The organism is Pseudomonas sp. G166 (assembly GCF_037027455.2).
Classification (GTDB): Bacteria; Pseudomonadota; Gammaproteobacteria; order Pseudomonadales; family Pseudomonadaceae; genus Aquipseudomonas.
On sequence record NZ_CP146985.1, the window covers coordinates 903,225 to 920,036 of the forward strand.

Annotated in this window: 13 protein-coding genes; 4 read left to right on the top strand and 9 right to left on the bottom strand. The window is 54.7% G+C overall.

Annotation, left to right across the window (positions count from 1 at the left end):
• Window positions 1-116: 116 nt before the first annotated feature.
• The 5 genes from SGN16_RS03895 to SGN16_RS03915 all read right to left on the bottom strand — a co-directional run bounded on the left by SGN16_RS03895 (window position 117) and on the right by SGN16_RS03915 (window position 6,283).
• Window positions 117-587 carry a hypothetical protein gene (locus SGN16_RS03895; protein ID WP_335943922.1) on the bottom strand — a complete coding sequence of 157 codons (471 nt, stop codon included), beginning with the start codon at window positions 585-587 and terminating at the stop codon, window positions 117-119.
• Between the two features lie 356 nt (window positions 588-943).
• Complete coding sequence (locus SGN16_RS03900; protein ID WP_335943921.1) at window positions 944-2,302, bottom strand: DUF4041 domain-containing protein; 1,359 nt, start codon at window positions 2,300-2,302, stop codon at window positions 944-946.
• Between the two features lie 593 nt (window positions 2,303-2,895).
• The gene (locus SGN16_RS03905; protein ID WP_335943920.1) at window positions 2,896-3,222 is read right to left on the bottom strand and encodes a hypothetical protein; all 327 of its coding nucleotides are present in this window, start codon (window positions 3,220-3,222) and stop codon (window positions 2,896-2,898) included.
• Window positions 3,223-3,568: 346 nt separating this feature from the next.
• Window positions 3,569-4,432, bottom strand: coding sequence for an integrase domain-containing protein (locus SGN16_RS03910; RefSeq protein WP_335943919.1), 864 nt, complete (start codon window positions 4,430-4,432; stop codon window positions 3,569-3,571).
• A 984-nt stretch (window positions 4,433-5,416) separates the two neighbouring features.
• A complete protein-coding gene (locus tag SGN16_RS03915) occupies window positions 5,417-6,283 on the bottom strand; it encodes a DUF5677 domain-containing protein (protein ID WP_335943918.1) in 867 nt (288 codons plus the stop codon).
• Window positions 6,284-6,603: 320 nt separating this feature from the next.
• Here SGN16_RS03915 and SGN16_RS03920 point away from each other — a divergent pair, with 320 nt between their 5' ends.
• From SGN16_RS03920 to SGN16_RS03935, 4 genes are all read left to right on the top strand, one after another.
• The gene (locus SGN16_RS03920) at window positions 6,604-7,161 is read left to right on the top strand and encodes a hypothetical protein (RefSeq protein WP_335943917.1); all 558 of its coding nucleotides are present in this window, start codon (window positions 6,604-6,606) and stop codon (window positions 7,159-7,161) included.
• Between the two features lie 132 nt (window positions 7,162-7,293).
• Window positions 7,294-7,608, top strand: coding sequence for a type II toxin-antitoxin system YafO family toxin (locus SGN16_RS03925; RefSeq protein ID WP_339102106.1), 315 nt, complete (start codon window positions 7,294-7,296; stop codon window positions 7,606-7,608).
• A gap of 58 nt (window positions 7,609-7,666) precedes the next feature.
• On the top strand, window positions 7,667-7,888 hold the full coding sequence (locus tag SGN16_RS03930; protein WP_335943936.1) for a hypothetical protein: 222 nt from the start codon (window positions 7,667-7,669) through the stop codon (window positions 7,886-7,888).
• A gap of 30 nt (window positions 7,889-7,918) precedes the next feature.
• A complete protein-coding gene (locus SGN16_RS03935) occupies window positions 7,919-8,092 on the top strand; it encodes a hypothetical protein (protein WP_335943915.1) in 174 nt (57 codons plus the stop codon).
• Between the two features lie 182 nt (window positions 8,093-8,274).
• On the opposite strand, the gene SGN16_RS03940 is transcribed toward SGN16_RS03935, so the two are convergent.
• The 4 genes from SGN16_RS03940 to SGN16_RS03955 all read right to left on the bottom strand — a co-directional run bounded on the left by SGN16_RS03940 (window position 8,275) and on the right by SGN16_RS03955 (window position 16,806).
• Entirely contained in the window at window positions 8,275-13,353 is a 5,079-nt protein-coding gene (locus tag SGN16_RS03940) for an AAA family ATPase (protein ID WP_335943914.1), read from the bottom strand.
• 332 nt (window positions 13,354-13,685) lie between these two features.
• A complete protein-coding gene (locus SGN16_RS03945; protein WP_335943913.1) occupies window positions 13,686-13,931 on the bottom strand; it encodes a hypothetical protein in 246 nt (81 codons plus the stop codon).
• A 307-nt stretch (window positions 13,932-14,238) separates the two neighbouring features.
• The gene (locus tag SGN16_RS03950) at window positions 14,239-15,384 is read right to left on the bottom strand and encodes an STY4528 family pathogenicity island replication protein (RefSeq protein ID WP_335943912.1); all 1,146 of its coding nucleotides are present in this window, start codon (window positions 15,382-15,384) and stop codon (window positions 14,239-14,241) included.
• A gap of 165 nt (window positions 15,385-15,549) precedes the next feature.
• Window positions 15,550-16,806 carry an integrase domain-containing protein gene (locus SGN16_RS03955; RefSeq protein WP_335943911.1) on the bottom strand — a complete coding sequence of 419 codons (1,257 nt, stop codon included), beginning with the start codon at window positions 16,804-16,806 and terminating at the stop codon, window positions 15,550-15,552.
• Window positions 16,807-16,812 lie beyond the last annotated feature (6 nt).

The window sequence follows — 16,812 nt, forward strand, 5'->3', positions numbered from 1 at the left end:
TAACAGGCTTATACCGACTCATAGCTACCGGTCACTCAAGGTAATTTCAGATCTGCGGTGGCCGTCGCAGCCTTTCAATACCCACTCCTGCTCCTGCGCGAGTACCGTCTAGCCAGTTATAGCTTTTTCTTAATAGCTTCGATAGCTGCCACATAAGCATCATTGCCGATCCCGACTTGGCCCCACACCTCACGCTCTTCTCCGCCTTGACGGTCATATTGTTCATCAGCATCCCAAAGCGTGAGAATCTGATTCGGAAAGCAGTACTCATACCGGTCGAACTCATGAGGGCCGGAATCGTCCGAGGCAGCCATTAGTGAAAACAATTCAGTCGCTGATATAGCAAAAACATCAACCCCTCTAAACGTGAAGTTGAGCTGAGAGTTCCCAGAGACGCCTATAAACTGGACTTCATCGCCAGGGCCGTACTCAAGCTGGATGGAAGCTTCGCAGAAATAATCGACGCGGCCATCGGGTCGTTCAAGCGGGAATCCATTCACAGACATTGCTTCCCTTGCTGCTGCGCGTGAAGCGCCAAGCCGTGCGGGGCCGATTGCTTCCAGCGGCAAAATTTCGAAAACAGGCATTCACAATGCTTCCTGAAAATGAACAACGTAATCATTAACCGGGTGCGATTTCAACATGTTAAAGCGTCGTTCCCGAAGACCGCTTTTGGCCGATTCTGTTGAAAAAGTCGGTCTGCCCAAACTGCCTGATCATTGAGTGGTGAAAACGCCTTTTTTGCACGCTGCTACGTGAAATCCGAGTCCGAAATCCCCTGCAAAAAGTGAAGTTTTCAATCGCGGACGCGTACTTTTCTGACGCGTAAACCATGGCCGACTTTTTCAACAGAATCGGCCAAAAGGGGATATTTCCGTCTTTGTGCTTGTTGGATGGGCCCGTCGCAATACGAGCCCAACAAACGTGCTTCCAATCGGTAATTTCAGCTTTGTGCAGCAAGTCGTTCCGATTGCTGGATTGTGGGTTTTGGCAATGCCATGCGCAGGCTTTCGCGATACTGTTCCGCCGGTGCTTCATGGATAACCTCGACAACAGCATCGTAGTTTTCTCGAATGACCGACTCAATCTCAGCAATATCCGCGCGGAAGAACTCCTTGCGCCCGTTAACCTTGTTGAGGCGACCTACGGCAAAGCGTTCGTGCAGTTTTGCTTCCAATGCGGGAGCGTTATTCGAGAAGATCATCGCATGCACGTCAAACCAAAACGGTACCGACGCATCACCCAGCTCATCAACCCGATCCATGGGCTCCAAGCGGCGCGTCATACCGATCTTGTAAATTCCTTCTCCGAACGCCCCTAGGTTCGAGATCACGTACACATAGCCTGCCTTGGCATTCTGTTCGCGATAGTCAATGAGCTTTTCTTCGCTCTCTAGCTCGGCTCGGCCCGCTTCGACCTCGGCTAGCTTCGCCAGCAAGGCGGCACGCTCTTCTTCAGATTCTACTTTGTCCAGGCGAGCCTGGAGGTCGCGCATCGCGGTCGTAAAGTGTTTGCGCTCCTTGGCTATCTTCTCGCGGGCTGCGCGAATCTCCTGCTCCAGCTTCTGTTGTTCCCGCAACTCTTCTCGGGCGCGCTTCGCTTCTTCCTTTTCCTCTTGCTTCTTGATCTGAAACTCTTGGGCAAGGTGCAGTTCATCGAGCTTGAGGCTCAGATAAGTGCGCGATATCTCTACGCTCATAATCTTGCCAAGGCGGTTGCAGGTTTCGAACGATTTGAGAATTCGTTTCTCGCCCAGTTCGATGTTGTCAAATTTAACGTTGTCCACGCAGACATCGGCTTCGTTGTTGAACGAGCGAATCACGAGCTTGATCATGTCGTTAACGAGCTTCCGACCTTGGGCCTTGCTGTCATTGACCGTCCACTCCATGTTCCCGGTCGCTGCCTCCCCGCCCTTAATCATCGCTTTCTGACGCTCGCGGACGCTTTCCAGTCGGGATTTGTATTCTTGGCTGGTGGTTAGCTTGAACTTGGGCTCATAGAGCGCAAAGCTTTCCAGCAGTAACGTCTCCTCCCACACGAGTATCTGCCCCTGCAAATCAGAGGAGCGTTGCGCTAGCGCAGCCACCTCCCGCTCAGCGCGCTGAGTTTCTTGGCGGACGGCAGTAAGCTTCTCTTTCTCTTGTTCGATTAGCCTCTGAACCTCCAAAACGTCCATGGCACCGATCTTCGTAGTGAGCGCTTGGAGCTGAGCATATTGCGTTTGGAGATTCGTAAGCTGGGCTTCCAAATCATCCGCGCGTTGCCGGTGGGCGGGGCCTTTCCAATAGTCGCTAAGGGACACGGGTTCCTTCCTCGTTCTGAATCAAATGGTCGTTCAGTTCCAAACCAACGCAGGCGCCTTTACAGCGCAAAGCGTGAAGGCTGGCTGCGTAGTGATTCAATCGCTTTCAGCGTTGATATGCATCGGGTCGGGGTGGGGCTCGTCAGGAAGGAAGGCGAAAATGCAGAGACTTCTTTCCTTGTGGGGTGAGCCATTATTAGGCCATCCCTGGCTAGAATGAGCTGAAACAGCCATTCGTGCAAATCGTTGACGTACTCGGGCCGACAACCTTCCATGATGGAATGCGCGGTGCAGCAAGCAAGTTTTCAGGTTGACTCCCGACCGGGAACGTTGCCCAGCCCAAATTACTCAACGGCAGGAGAAGCTCTTAAAGAGTTGGTAGATAACGCATGGGATGAGGATGCAGAAGAGGTGGGACGTACATAAAAAAAGCGGCGTCCGATCAAAGGCAGGGAAGGGGGCGGAAAATTTGCTGGGTTGATGTCCGCTGTGGGAGGGGCAAGCTCGCTGTCTTGCCCGTTGCCAAGAACCGCGAAAAAAATCACCTGTCGAAGGACAGGTGATTTTCGTGGTTTCAGTAATCTCTAAGAAAACTATAAGAAGACTTTCATCGCCCCGATCAAGATGCCGATCGTCACGGCGAGCATGGAAGCCATACGAATGGACAACTTGAGATCGGATTTAGCGATCTCTGCAGTCAGCCGATGATTAGTATTAGCAATCTCAGCGCTCGCCTTGCCGATTTCAGCAGTTGCTCTACCAATCTCTGCCGTCAACCGCTGGTCAAGGTTTGTGAGATCACTTTTCGTCGCGAGTAGTGTGAGCATGTCAGATTCCAATGCTTGGATAACAGCTTCGGCTTTGAGCTCAGGTACGTCGATTGCGCGCAGTGCCTGATACATCGCCAGTTCCATTTTCATTAAGGCCTCCTAAAACAAAAAAGGCCTTCCCCACGACGGGAAAGGCCCGTCGTGGGTGGGAAAGTCATGCTTCCATCGACATTCAAGTCGACTGTCCGCGCTGCCGGAAGCTATGCGGTCATATGATGGATCCTGCGGAGAACCGCAGCGCCGTCTCGAAGATCCTGGCGGCTGGGGTGCTGAACGAATCAGCTAGATGCATAGCAAAAATGCCCCTGAGGCCTTTTGCTGTCAATCTGGTAATCGGTTTTCGACTGTTTCCTAATGTTGTGTGAGGCTTCTCACTGCCTGTGGCCACCACACCTTCAGATTCGGATTGTTGAGGATCGACGTCGAACGCCCTGAGTTATCGGCCAAGGTATGTCGCAGTAATTTGTGTTCTCTCATGGCCAAGTTCACGGCTGATAATTTGTCGAGCGACACTGTCTTGAGAGCGCTGCACTGGACTCAATTCCCTGGAAGAGATTCCTCCTGCCGCCGGAGCTTTCCACCCTGTCAAAGCTGCGTAACGGCTTTGTGCATAATGATGACGTAGCCCATGCATGTGGCTCAGGCCTGCTGCCTTGCACTGACCGTCGTAAGTGTTTCTCTGCTGGATATACGTTTTCTGAGCCGGGATTAATGAGCCGGCTCCCGCTAGACGATGCGCCGCGTTCAATACCTCGCGCTGTAGCGAAGTGGTGACCGGCACAGAGCGATCACGTCCACCCTTCGTCCACGAGCCCTTGAGGAGAATGTGATCTCCTTGATCCGCATACTTGGGCTGAAACTTGATCGCTTCCTCACGGCGTAGTCCAAACGCCGACTGAAGCTGGAGGCTCATGTGCACATGAGCGTCAGTGATCTTGCCAAGGCCTGTTCCCAGTTCCTGGGCTTTGCTGACGTTAGTGACGAAGCGCCGGTCGGCCACTCCCAGTTGCATGTTGTCCGCGGGGAGAATGCCAGCCTTGCCGATTTTTTCAGCCCACCATCGAAGGTGCGCAAGCCGATTTTTGATGGTGCCAGGTGACAGGCCTTCGCCTTGCCAGCGATCCAGCAGTGCCAGTACGTGTTTGCCCTTGAGCGAGGGCGCTTTCATCTGCCGGAAACCAGACTCGCGCAGTTGGCGTGCGATCAGCCCCAGTGAGCGGATACGGTCGGCCTGAGTGTTGTGACTGCCATCGCGATTGCGTCGGCAAAGTTGCCGCAGGGTGTAGGTCAAATCGTCCATATCCCATCTACGCTCACGGGCTTTGATTTGTGTTGTTGTTCAATCCTGAAAATCATTGGTAAGTGTTGGTGCCAACTCGCTAGGCGAGATCCCCGAAGGGCAGGGGCATGGTGTTCAGGAAACACCGGTGTCTCGACTGAGACGTCCGTCTTTCTTCCTGCTGGAAGGCCGGACGGAGATGGAGCGGGATGAACGAGTTTTTAGCGTCGATGAGAACTCCAAAGAAATGGGTGGGATAGTTAAATGGGAGCAGTTGGCGTTGCACAAAGGATCGCTGCCTAGGACGGTGCAGTAGCGGTACATCGCGGAATAAATCCGATAGAACAAAAGTGGCTCCGCCTCATCGGGTATGGGTCGGTATGCTTTTGGAGCCTTGCTTACCTGGCTAACTCCATCCAGCTGGATCAGCGCTTGCAGGAGTCTTGCGCTGTTGGGATGACGACGTTCGAACCTGTCGTCTTAGGTTTTGCTGGGCCAGTGTATGGGGGCATCATCATGTATGCCGCACTCTTTAGGGTTCAGGATTTGCCCGTGATGTTGGGGCGTCGGCTGGGCCGTCACTGCGGATTGCAGTGACGGCCCGGCTCATGACTTGCGCGATGCCGGGCAAAGACGGGCTCTGCGGCAGGTGCATATTTATTCATTGCTTGTGGTGCTGACGCGGCCTTCGGCCTTGTCGGCTCCCAGCGCAGGAGCGGCATGGTTCCCATGCCACGCCTGCGCTGGGAGCTTGTGTGAAAAGCGGAGCTGGGAACTACGTCGTCCATGCACGCCCATGCGAGTGGCTGTATGTCGCTCGTCATCAAGCTGTATCGACTATGTCGGGACAATTAGCAGCCGCAATGGGGCGGCTACGATCCATTGCGTTGGGCAACGATCGATCTGTACCTGCAGTTTGCCAAGGGCAGAAAACGGCCAAAAGCGGTCATTGTCCGAGCAGAGACAGCCCACTCAAAATCTTTGCTGGGATACGCCCACTCCGGCTCAATCCTGCTCTTTAGCTGACGATGAACTGCCCCGGTCGAAGTCTTCACTTTGGGCTGCTTTATACAAACGCTTGAACAGCTTACGTTCAACGTCGATCAGTGGCTGGCAGTTGTGAATCTGCGCGAACGCGGCGAGAAAGCCACTGGCCGCATGGCTGACAGCAGAGAGAATATCGACCACTTGGCTCTCTGTATTGGCAAGAAAGCCCTCGACGTTCATTTCGCCGGGGTTGTGTGCGCTCATGAAGTAGCTCATTCCGTACACTGACCCGTGGATGATCTCAGAAGAGATGGCGTATATCAGTCCATAAGCGCCGAGCAAGGCCCCTCCAGCTGACCGGACTACTTTCCCTATGCGATCAATCTTCGATGGCGCATCCAGCATGCTCCATGAGCCCTGTCCTTTACCAGCAAACTCAGGAAACATCAGCGCTGCCCATGCCTTCGAATCAGGGCTTGTGCTCAATGTGAATGCGAACTCGCCGGTGCCAATCACGCGGTTCATATGCTTCCAGGCGGCATAATCTTTATGCTTCAAAGCGCGTTGCGATACTTCGACCGGCTGAGTTACGAAGAAAGCAGCATTGATAAACCCCTCTATCACACCGCGGGCAATTGGGTAGAGATCACGAATGGGGATACCGACGGAGCTTGATCCTTTTAGGATTGTGTTGAGCGACTGACCAGCGCCAAGCGATGTGGCGCTCACTGCCCGCACCTGATCCCATTCGAGGACGGATTTCAGCTTCTGCCCCTGAAAAACGATAGGCCCCTGCGACATTACCCACAAAATCAAGCGCAAAAGTTCCTGCTGCTCTTCAATGACGGCACGTAATTCTATTATTGCTAATGTGTTCTCGCTCATGTCCTTTCCTTAGGTTGCTGGCTCCTTCAAGAGCATCCGCCTTGGGTCGATCAAAGCCATCCTCGTGAACCCAAGAGCATCACAGCTGCCGACATTCCTGCATCGATCGTGGACTTGTTACGCTACGGCGGCACAGCTTGAAATGCGGAGTTGGCCCTGTTTTTGCAGGGCTGTTGCCGCCTGTCTGATATGTCTGGCCGTTACAAAAATGTGGTGACATAACGGTGGCACATTTGGTCAGACGATATAGAGTCACTTTTGAACACCGACCTGAAACGCAAGCAACAACAGACCAAAGCACGCCCAAGAGGGCAAAGGCCATGAAGCGCGACCAACATCATCACCGTCAAGACCCTTATTCTAAAGAGGTCATGCTTTCCCTTACTTTGCATGTGTCGCTGTATTGCGCACAGGTTGCGGCTGCCCCCAGTGCTGAGTCGAGCGCTCGCCTGGAAGTCGCACGTGAGAGAAATGTTGTTGAAGACGCAAAAATTCGTACCGCGATCAAAGAAGCTATTGTTAGTTTGAATGAGCTCAATGACTTTGTGTTTGACGCAGGTCGCTCCATGCTCACAAACATGCCCCCACGACACGTGATAGAAGATGAACGGTTCTCCGAGGTAGCGAGCACATTGCGCGAGTTGGAATTAGTGTTATCCACTAAGGCTGAGCTGTATTCGAACTTGCCAACTATGAGCGACGAATACAATGCGCTTCGGCGCAATCTGGCTACTACGCGTTCGCGGACAGCACAGAACGCCATGATTCTTAAACAGATGTTTCACGCGCCCAAAAGCTACGAGAGCTCAATAGATATGAAAGGGCTGGAAGCCTTGGCTTCCGTTTCGACAGAGCGCCTCCATCAACTTGTGAGCTGATGGCGTATGACAATAATTGTCGAGTATAGCCCCGACACATACGATGACCTTTTCAAAGATGTTTTGTCCAATCACCCTACAATCTTGAACTCTTTGCGCGACGACTTTTATACCTACATCGCGTCCAACAGAATGACGCTCCCGTCATATTTCGGTTGCGACGTGCCATACACTCATCCACATGAAGCTTATGTCGTGGGCTTGATGCACATTCACATCGCCATCCCGCCGTCAGTGTTCCCAACGAGTAAACCGCAGTTTGACCGAAAGTGTCCCCTAGGTGACCCCACCAAAGATGCTGCGTTGGTATACGCACAAGGGCTCTACGATGAAGATAGATACGTTCTCATCGCCATGCTTCACCCCGGCGCCCACGACAAAGCCCGCACCGAAAAAATAATCAAGCGACTAGCGGGAGTGGCAAAGCGCTTTCGCGATATCTATTAGTCTGACTTTCCGTTTCTTCGCTGCTACGCTTTCGGTTTTCTCGAATGGAGTCGAAGCCATTCCCACCGAATACTCGCTGCCTGACACCCTAGAACGTATGTATGAAAATCAGCTCGCACTTGAAGCGGCGTTGATGGAGGTTGTGCTTTGGGTCGAGCAGCGCGGATCAAGTGACGTTGGCGAGAACATGCGCAGTTCGCTGGACCTAATCGGCGAGAACGCTGGGCACATCAAACAAGGCCTGGCCAAGTTGCCTCTACAGCACCGTGGTGACGCCTGAAAGGCAGATGGAGAGACTAATGGCAAATCGATGGTTTTCGCTGCTGCGCTGAAGCTATACCCGCCGCAGAAAGAAAAGATTCATCAAAACGGTTTTTTATGGATCTGCGGCAGTCAGGCCAGCTCACCGATGATTTTTTCTCCCAGTCGCAGCTCCATCACCACAATGCTCATCGGCGGTGTGGTCTGGTCAGAAAATCTCTGAGGACCAAAGCGGTAAAGCATCAACGTCTGCCTTGTATTGTTTCTGCCTGTCGCAACTGGCTGAAATCGACCCGATGCTGCCGTTCGCTACCGGCAGTAGTCGGCCAGAATCGGTCATCGGCTGTCTAGGGAATCCGCGGCGATTCACCTCTCAGCCAGTTCCTAGGCAAAAAATAGTGAGCGTCAGGTAGCCGGTGTTACGAAGTCGTCCCGCATTCTGAACGCTGCAGAAGAGCCGCTTTCTACAAGCACATCGAGCACATACAGAATCGCCTCGCGCAGGGTGGGATCACGCTTGAGTTCTAGCGGGCGTGAGTAGACATGCCGCTGGAGCAGGCTTTCGAGTATGAAAACGGTGTTGGACTCGCGCAGCATGTCGGCGTTGTTTCCCAGTCTGAGCGCATTTGCGATGTGTACAAAAGCTGTTGGCATGGAGCGCTCGCCTATGTGGTAGAGAAAACGGGCGTAGCTGTCCAGTACGATCGAGACCGGCGGCAGAGCATTGAACAGCAAGTCGACGTTATGGGCGTAGCCTTCCAGGCTCCGCCAGTGCCGGACATCGTCCTTCCAATACGCGGTCAGGAAGATCGTCGAGAGTACCTCACTGCCGTATGGATGCTCATTTTCCAGATGGGCAAGCCACTTGGCGTGCTTAACCCTCTCGGCAAACAGGTTCCACAAAAACCAGTACTGCTTGGTGTTGGGGTTGCGATCCTCGCTGCTGGTCAATCCTTGGACGACGCTATGGATTTCGCGTGGATGCCTGTCAACCGCATCCAGGATGGGCTGCAGGACTTGTGCCGCATCGATATCTGCCACACGCATGACAAATTCTTGCACGCAGTCGGATATCGACTGTTCACTTTCGAAGTTTCGGTCACGCCGACCGTTAGAGCGGCCGTACTCGCGGCTCCAGCAGTCGACCAAGTATTCACTGGCGCGTCTGTACACAGCCACAGCGAGGTCGTTGGGGGCCTGGCCGAGAATCACGAGGACTTTTGCGAACGCCTTAGCACCAAATGTCTCGGTGATTTCGAGCCGGATGTGCGCATCTTCGGCGATGGCTCCGTCAGTCCAGAAACGCTCGCGAACCTCTGAGGCTGCGGCAGCGACGATTGCTTCCAGCGGATTCCGTTTGTCGTAACGCTTCTTCTCTTCGGCTGTCCAATGACAATTGGAAATAGAGGCCTCTGTAGAAATAGCATTGACAGTGAGGAGGGCGAGAGCTGGATTTGCTGTCCAGAAATGGTCGTCAATGCCCCTGGTGGCATACCAACGGACTTCGTCAATCGGGTGGGTTATTGCAGTGATAAAGGCCAGGCGCACGCGCGGTGTTTGGCTTTGGGTCAGGGGCTTGGATAGAAGCAGCGGCACCACAAAAGCACACGGACGATCTGCCTGCATCGAGAACCTCTGCATCCGGTTTATGGTTCCCCATGCGTCCGCGTGCCTGGAGATTTCCGAGCAGATGACATCAATGCACCAGTCCTGCTCTTGCGGTGACATCTCCTCCCAGTGATCGCGGACGCAGACCGCAGCGACGAAGCCGGGGGCATTTCGGCTGCCGTCCGGGTGTTCATTGGTGCGGTCCATCTCCAGCGCACCTGCCAGTATCTCCCTCCATTGTGCCGGTTCGACAGAGCCTAGTTTATATTGGAAGATCTGGAGTCCCCAGTTGTAGATGCCTAGTAGGGCATTCGTTTCTTCCGTGCCTTTTGCGCTCTCCTCAATGAATTGCTGCACTTCCGGGGCCGCTGGTTTGGGTTCCAGACTGATGTAACTCTTCGTTGGCTTTTCGCTGTCCACTATGGATGTCGCGCCCAATGCTGGTTGGGCTTCAGATACGACATACTGGCGCAAGTCCATCCGATGAAGGGCGAGTTGCCATATGAGGTCATCTTCTTTGCGCTTGTCCAATGCAGGCAGTTCAGCCAGGTGCCTGTCGATGACCGCGTGAACCCTTGGGGCAAGAGAGCCGAATTGCAGGTTTGCGATAGCTACTTCGAGGTCATGTTGACGATGCGGTAGCTCGTTCGACTGCTTCCTTTCCTCTTCGTAGATTTTGTTCTCGGCGTTCAGGATCGGGAACATTCCCGCAAGCATGGAAGTCTGGTGCTCGCTGGCCATGCGACTGCGGTCGATAAGGATGTAGTCTTGCACTGAAAGCAGTATCAGAAGGGCCTCTCCGGACTGGTGAGGATGGGCGGTTGCCACGCTTGCAACGACTGCTGCGAGTGCTGCCGAATCACTGCGCTGCAGGATTTCGAGCAACACCGCATCTAACCTTTCGGGATAGGACTTGGCATAGTCGAGCAGCCATTTCTCGAGAGCCATCAGCAGCGACTGAAGCACATAAGGGCTGACACCCAAGCCTCGGTACATACCCCAGAGCCGCGGGTTTACCCATTGTTTCCGCACTAGCCCATCTGCGAGCGTCAGCTCGACTTCCCAAGCAGGTTCCAGTCGGTCACCAAGGCGTGGATGCGCGTACCACTCGGCACTGTGATTGAATACTTGTACCAGGAAATCGAGGCCCTTTCCCGGATGGCGCGTGAGCAGGTTGACCCATGGTCCTCGGAACGCACTGGCAGGGAGAGAATGGCGGCTCAGGTGTTCCTTGATGCCAAAGTAAAGCTCAATGTCGAGGGATGAACGGCCGAAGGGCTCCTCGCTCAGGTACTCCTCCGTGGCGAGAAAGTTATCTAGTGCGATGGAGATCAAAAGATCCGGCAGGTCGCGGGCCGCAGGTGCGCCGTCGAGACCCGCAAGAAGAATGTCGCGGAACTCTTCGGCGACGGGGTCGTGATTCCAGCCGTCCCTGATCTGTCCGCGCATAACAGCTTCGAAGCGAACAGGGTTGGCCTTCGGAATCTTGGCAATGACCTTGAGAACGCGTTTACGTGCATCGCCCCTTCTGTAGCTGTCAACGCGCGGGAGGAGCCAATGAGCAATCCCGGCGATCTGTTCGGCTCCTTCGATGTCCGGTGCCCACCAACTGACGCCGCGTACGGCATCCTCGATCAATGCAAGTAGCAGTGGAGAATCTTCCGAACCAAAACTGCCAATGTTGCGATGAACAAGCCCTGCAACGGTCGCCCAGACCACGCCGTCCGGCACGTTCAGGATCGAATTATGGCCGCGCACGCCGACAAGCCAGGCAGGCGATGTCATGCAGGCAACCCGCAGTAGATGGATTACTCGCTTGAGTACAGCGCGGTCATTGGCGAGCAAATCAGCCTCGTGTCGCGCCAGAAATTCGGGGGCAGACGGTGCCTTCAACAGCGAAACCAGCGTGTCGTCGCGGAATTGAGCGGGAGCATCTGCTTGCGTGATGGCTGCTCGGAAGATCCGATCTGCAGCAGGCTCATCGCGGTCGACCAGTTCGGCAACCCACTTTCGGTAAGAGCGGCGCAGTGCGGGATGCGGACCAATCGCGGAGGAGAGCGCCTTGAATGCCATTTCATCCGTGAGGTGCTGCTCCTCAATCCATTGCAGGATGGCCCAGTCTTCAAGTACGTCGTGCGCCGTCGCAACGAGCAGTGGCTTCCCGTCCGGAGAAACAACGAGGGAGTCCTGTTTCAACAGAGTGATGGCTACAGGGTCGAGTCCAGAAGCGGATACATGATCTGAAAGGGCACGCGCCCGGCGTACAGCCAGCTCCTGCAAAGCCTCTTCGCGCAGACGCGGCATGCCGTTGGCGGGGTTGTGATCCGCACGTACGATCTGCCGCCAAAAAACAGCCCGGAAATCCCGCTCGCTCTCTGGAAGTGGACGTCCTGCATCCCAGGGAATCTGGCGTGCCTTGTCGATAAAGTACGGGTTGCGCAGGATCTTGCGCAGAGCTGGATTGCCCAGCGGGATCGCCATTGATGGAAACGCTGTCTGGATCTCTTCTAGTTCGGAGTCGTCGAGTGCTGGGACCTCGATGACAGCGTGATCAATTCCTGCAGGTAGAAGGAAGCTGGCCTGTACTTGCTCCACGGAATAGTCGCGACAGGTCATGACGATGCCGAGACCGTTGTCTCTCTGGGCAAGCGTCATCAGATCACTGAAGGCGTCGCGTGTGGGTTTTTCGAGCAGGCGTTCGACGCTCTCGATGACGAGTACCTTGCGGTCCTGCGCTCCGAGAATGGCCTGTAACTCTGTAGCGCGTGCAGGAATTTGACTGTTGTGCAGGGTTTCATCAATGTGGGCGACGGCGAACTCTTCAACCCGAAAGCCAAAGGCGAAGAATTCGCGAGAAAGAAAAGACACTGCTTCCTCGCCAATGACCGACTTGCCACTACCGGCTGGCCCCGTGATCAGGACAACTTGCTTCGCTTCGAGGGCTTCAAGAACTTTCTGGATAATCCCAGCGCGCTGCAGGTGTAAGGTCGGTCCAATCGTTTTGCGGATTTTCCTCAGGACGAAATCCGTATGGTTTCGCAGAGCTATCAGTACGTTTTTCTCGTGCGCTCCCACCTCGCTGTATGAAAGGACAAGAGCATCTGGAAGGTCAGTGCGTTTCAGGCTTCGAGCGGCTGGATTGGCGTCGCTGGTAAAGGACAGAAGCCTGTTCCAGGCTGCAGTCGCGCTTGCGAGCGGATCTGAGTCAGTGGACTTGAGAGCGAGCAGTGTCTTGATATGTGCTTCGGTCTGACGGGTCGATGTGTGCAGATCGAGGCTCAAGACGTGTAACACGCACAGGAAGGGCCACAGATCTTCGGCAGTGACAGGCGTGTCTTCCAGTGCGCTGACAATCGTGCAGAGTTCGTTACAGTGGAAGACTGACTTCTTGGAGATGAATCCGTTTAGAGACAGTCGCCGCTGGAATTCTTTGCCATCGGCGGCCCCCCTGGCGCAGTCGAGCAGCCCAGAGAAGTTTTCGAGGAGCGTGTTCGTGCCGCGTAGAGTGACGAGGACAAAGCGATCGTACTGGGGGTTGAAAGGGTCGGCTTTCTTGAAGTCTTTCCAGAAATCCCCAACAGCTTTCTTGCACTCATCGTCGGCAGCACTGATCGTGAGGCTGCGCTTCACTTGCCCAACAAGTTGTGCCGGTGCTTCACCTTCCCGCTCGCAGACGACGAGGAAATCATCTGTATTGAACCCGAGATGCTCTGTCTGAAAGTGGACCTCTGCAACACCTCTATCAGTCAGTATTGGTGGGATGCTGCGGACGAGCAGTTGCGCCAGCCAATACGCCTGAACATGTTGCTCGAAGTAAACGCCTGCGCCCCCGGTGGCAGCTGGACTTGAAACTCGCTCCTGGTTTTGACCATCCATAGTGTCCACCTAATATGTTCTCCGTCTTCCTAATCGGGACGGCGGCTGCGTTCAAGGCCTACCTCGATGACAACATCATGCGAGCGCTCACACGGCCCGCGCTACGTTCAAGCTGATCAAGAATAACAAGAATGTAGGAATATCATTAGTTTGATGGGGGTTCTACTGCGAGTCCGCTTTTGGCCGATAGCCGCCCTTGCCGAAGGTCTGTACCTGGTCTAACGCCAGCACCTAGAAAACATGGCCTACGCAATCCAGCGACAGGTACGCGAGAAAAAAACCACCTGCCCTAGAACAGGTGGCTCCTGGTACCAACGGAAAAGGTGATCTCGTTAACGAATAAACGCGACTGCGGCGAACAGAATCGCCACCGCGAGGAAAATCATCACGCCAATATTCATAGTAAGACTCACCTCAAGCTGAGATAACGCTGCCCGAAACTGTGCTATGTCGGAATCGGACTTAACTGCAGGAGATGGGTGCAGAGCAGGCTCCATGGCTTGGATTACTGCTTCGATTTTCGGCTCGGGCACGTTAATCGCTTTCAGTGCTTCATACATTGCCAGTCGAATTTTCATTAAGGCCTCCAAAAACAAAGAAAGGCCTGCCCCAGGACGGGGAAAGGCCCGTCGTGGGTGGGGTGGGAATAGCGTGCTTCCATCGACACTCAAGTCGACTGTCCGCGCTGCCGGAAGCGATACGGTCATTGGCAGGATCCTGCGGAAAACCGCAGTGCCGTCTTGATGATCCTGACGGCTGGTATGCACTTGTAAAATTGCATCCACGGACGTTTTGCTGTCAATCCACAAACCGGCTATCGAGTGTTACCTGATGTTAGGTAAGAGCACCGGACATTCATGAGTTACAGGCGTTGTGTACGCGTCCCTAGGCGGGACACGGCTGCCACCCTTTGCCTTCCATCACCTGTGCAACCAAGTCTCCAGCGACCCTTGGACCGGCCAGGATTTTGCGCATGTTGGCAATATGTGGCCGGCCAATTTCGCGCCATGCCGAGCGCTGTGGGGACTTCTTGCAGACTTCTGTGCAAACGCGAGGTGCGGACTGAATCGCGACTGGCTCGTCAGCCGGGCGCTGTTTTTTGCGGCCAGCCCACAAGCGAAACTCGCCGACCAAAACACGCTTCACCAGGGCGAAGAAGTAGGCGACGACATTGCGTACTGTGCCGCTTTGGCTGCGTGCCTGTAGTTCGTCCAGCACGTCCTGGCGATGGTGTGACGGCAACCGTTTCAAGGCCGCCAGCACGTCTCTTTGCTGATCTGCTTTGGCGCTGGCCAGGCATGGCGGCAATGCTAGGGGCGCTGATGGTGAATCGCTTTCCTCACGCGTATGCGCGCGGTACGTACGTTCTTTTTTATACAAATACGGCTTATACGTAGGGTCTTGCTCTTGAGGTATCTGGCGGGTCTGTTTGGTCTGCTGCGTAACGGTCGATCTGTTTGCGGATGTTCGATTGACCGTTGGACGCTTCCGCGATGGCGCCGAGGGCGGTGGTTCATCGTCTTTGTTCCGTTGCTCCCGGATGGCAATGGAGAGATGTTCAGGCGTGTCCTCAGAGGTCGCCAGAATGTACTCGGCAAGGTGCTTGATCTGCTTGTTCTCGTGGCCGATGCAGGTAGCCATCAGCTCCTCCAGGCTGTCGTCGAGAGCACAAGCTTCATGGAAGCTTAGAGCGCGCTCATTGACCCGATACAACACGCTTTGAACATTGCCAGTCAGGAGATCGCAATGCTGCCCCACAAAGCTGATCCATCCTGTAAGTCGTAGCACCGCTAAAGCGCGCCTAGCCGTTGCAGCGCCAGCGCGCTGTCCACAGGGAGTACAAGTGAGGTAGCGGCGCAGTTGCCCCATGTTCACGAGCGGGCTTAGGCCATCTGCGGTGCGGAGCATGCGCAAGACCTGCCAGCCATTGCGCTCCAAGGGGGTGAGGCGTACGTCGAGCATTAGCGCGGTCAGGGTGGTGCACAGAGCATCTTGGTCTTGCGAGTTCTGGTGAGTGCGTAGGTCTGCCATGAGATGACTCCGAGGTATGGACCACGACGGCCCGTTCCCCTGCATCTCATCGCGGATCACCCTGCGTGTAAGTCGACAATGCGATTTGCATCACCACCGTATTGTTCGGGGGCTGACAGTTCGATTGTGAAAAGCTGTTCCGTATCAGCCGATGGCACTCCTTCATCAGCGTATGGCAACCACTTTCCGATCGCTGCTTTCGATGGTTGCTGATACCGAGAGATTGCCGGTAGCTGCTCCCTGTATGTGTTCACTCCACCACTTCATCATCGGGCGTCTGCGCTCAATATAGTCCGCTCGGTTATAGGCGCTACGAACCTCGTCCTTATCAACGTGGGCAAGCGCAACTTCGATCAGCTCAGGGTCCCAACCCTTTTCATTGAGGATGGTGCTCGCCATCGAGCGCATTCCATGACTGACCAGGCGCCCCTCAAAGCCCATCCGTTTCAGCGCCATGTTGGCGGTCTGGCTGTTGCAATGGGTGCGCGGATTACGGTCGGAGGGAAACACGTACTCCCTGTGTCCGCTATAGGGCTTGATGGTCTCCAGGAGCGCCAAAGCGTGCTCCGTGAGCGGGATGATGTGTGTGCGGCGTTTCTTCATTCGCTCCGGTGGAATCGTCCAGATCTTCTTCTTGAAGTCGATGTCAGCCCATCGGGTGGTCGCAGCTTCGGATGGCCGAGTCATCGTGTGTAGCTGCCACTCGATGAGGCACCGGGTGGTTCTTTTGATGCTGGCGTTGGCAATCGCCACCATGAGTTCATTGAGCTCATCGGGGGGCAAGGCCGCCATGTTTTTCTTCTTGGGCTTTTTGAAGACCGATCGAATTCCGCTCAGGGGGTTGGCATGAATGAGTCCGTAGTTCACCCCGTAAGTCATGATTTCGTTGAGGCGTTGGGTCAGGCGCTTGACCGTTTCCAAGCTGCCTTTGGTCTCAAGTGGCTTAAGCAATTTGATGACCTGAGGAGCGCTGATTTCAGAAATTGGAGTCGCGTGCAAATCGGGGAAGACGTGAAGCGTGAGCGATCGCCAAATGTCTTCAGCGTAGGCGGTTGTCACGGAGTCTTTCTTCAGTTCAAACCATGCCGTCGCCACGTTTTGAAAGGTGTGCTCTGTCGCAGCTTTTTTCGCTTGGCGATCTGCATCGCGTTGCTCTTTCGGGTCCAGTCCTTGGGCAACCAGCTCCCTGGCCTCAACCGTGCGTTTTCGCGCATGAGCCAGGCTGAGTTCCGGGAACGTCCCCAGTCCCATGTTGATCCGTTTCTTGGTCACGGGATGGATGTAGTTGAAATTCCAAAGCCTCGAACCGTTGGTTCGGACTCGTAACTGAAGGCCGTCGCCGTCGGTCAATGTGTAGTCCTTGTCCTTGGGCTTGGCGGCTTTGATTTTCAGGTCTGAAAGGCGTGTGGCTCGGGCTCCCATGGGTAC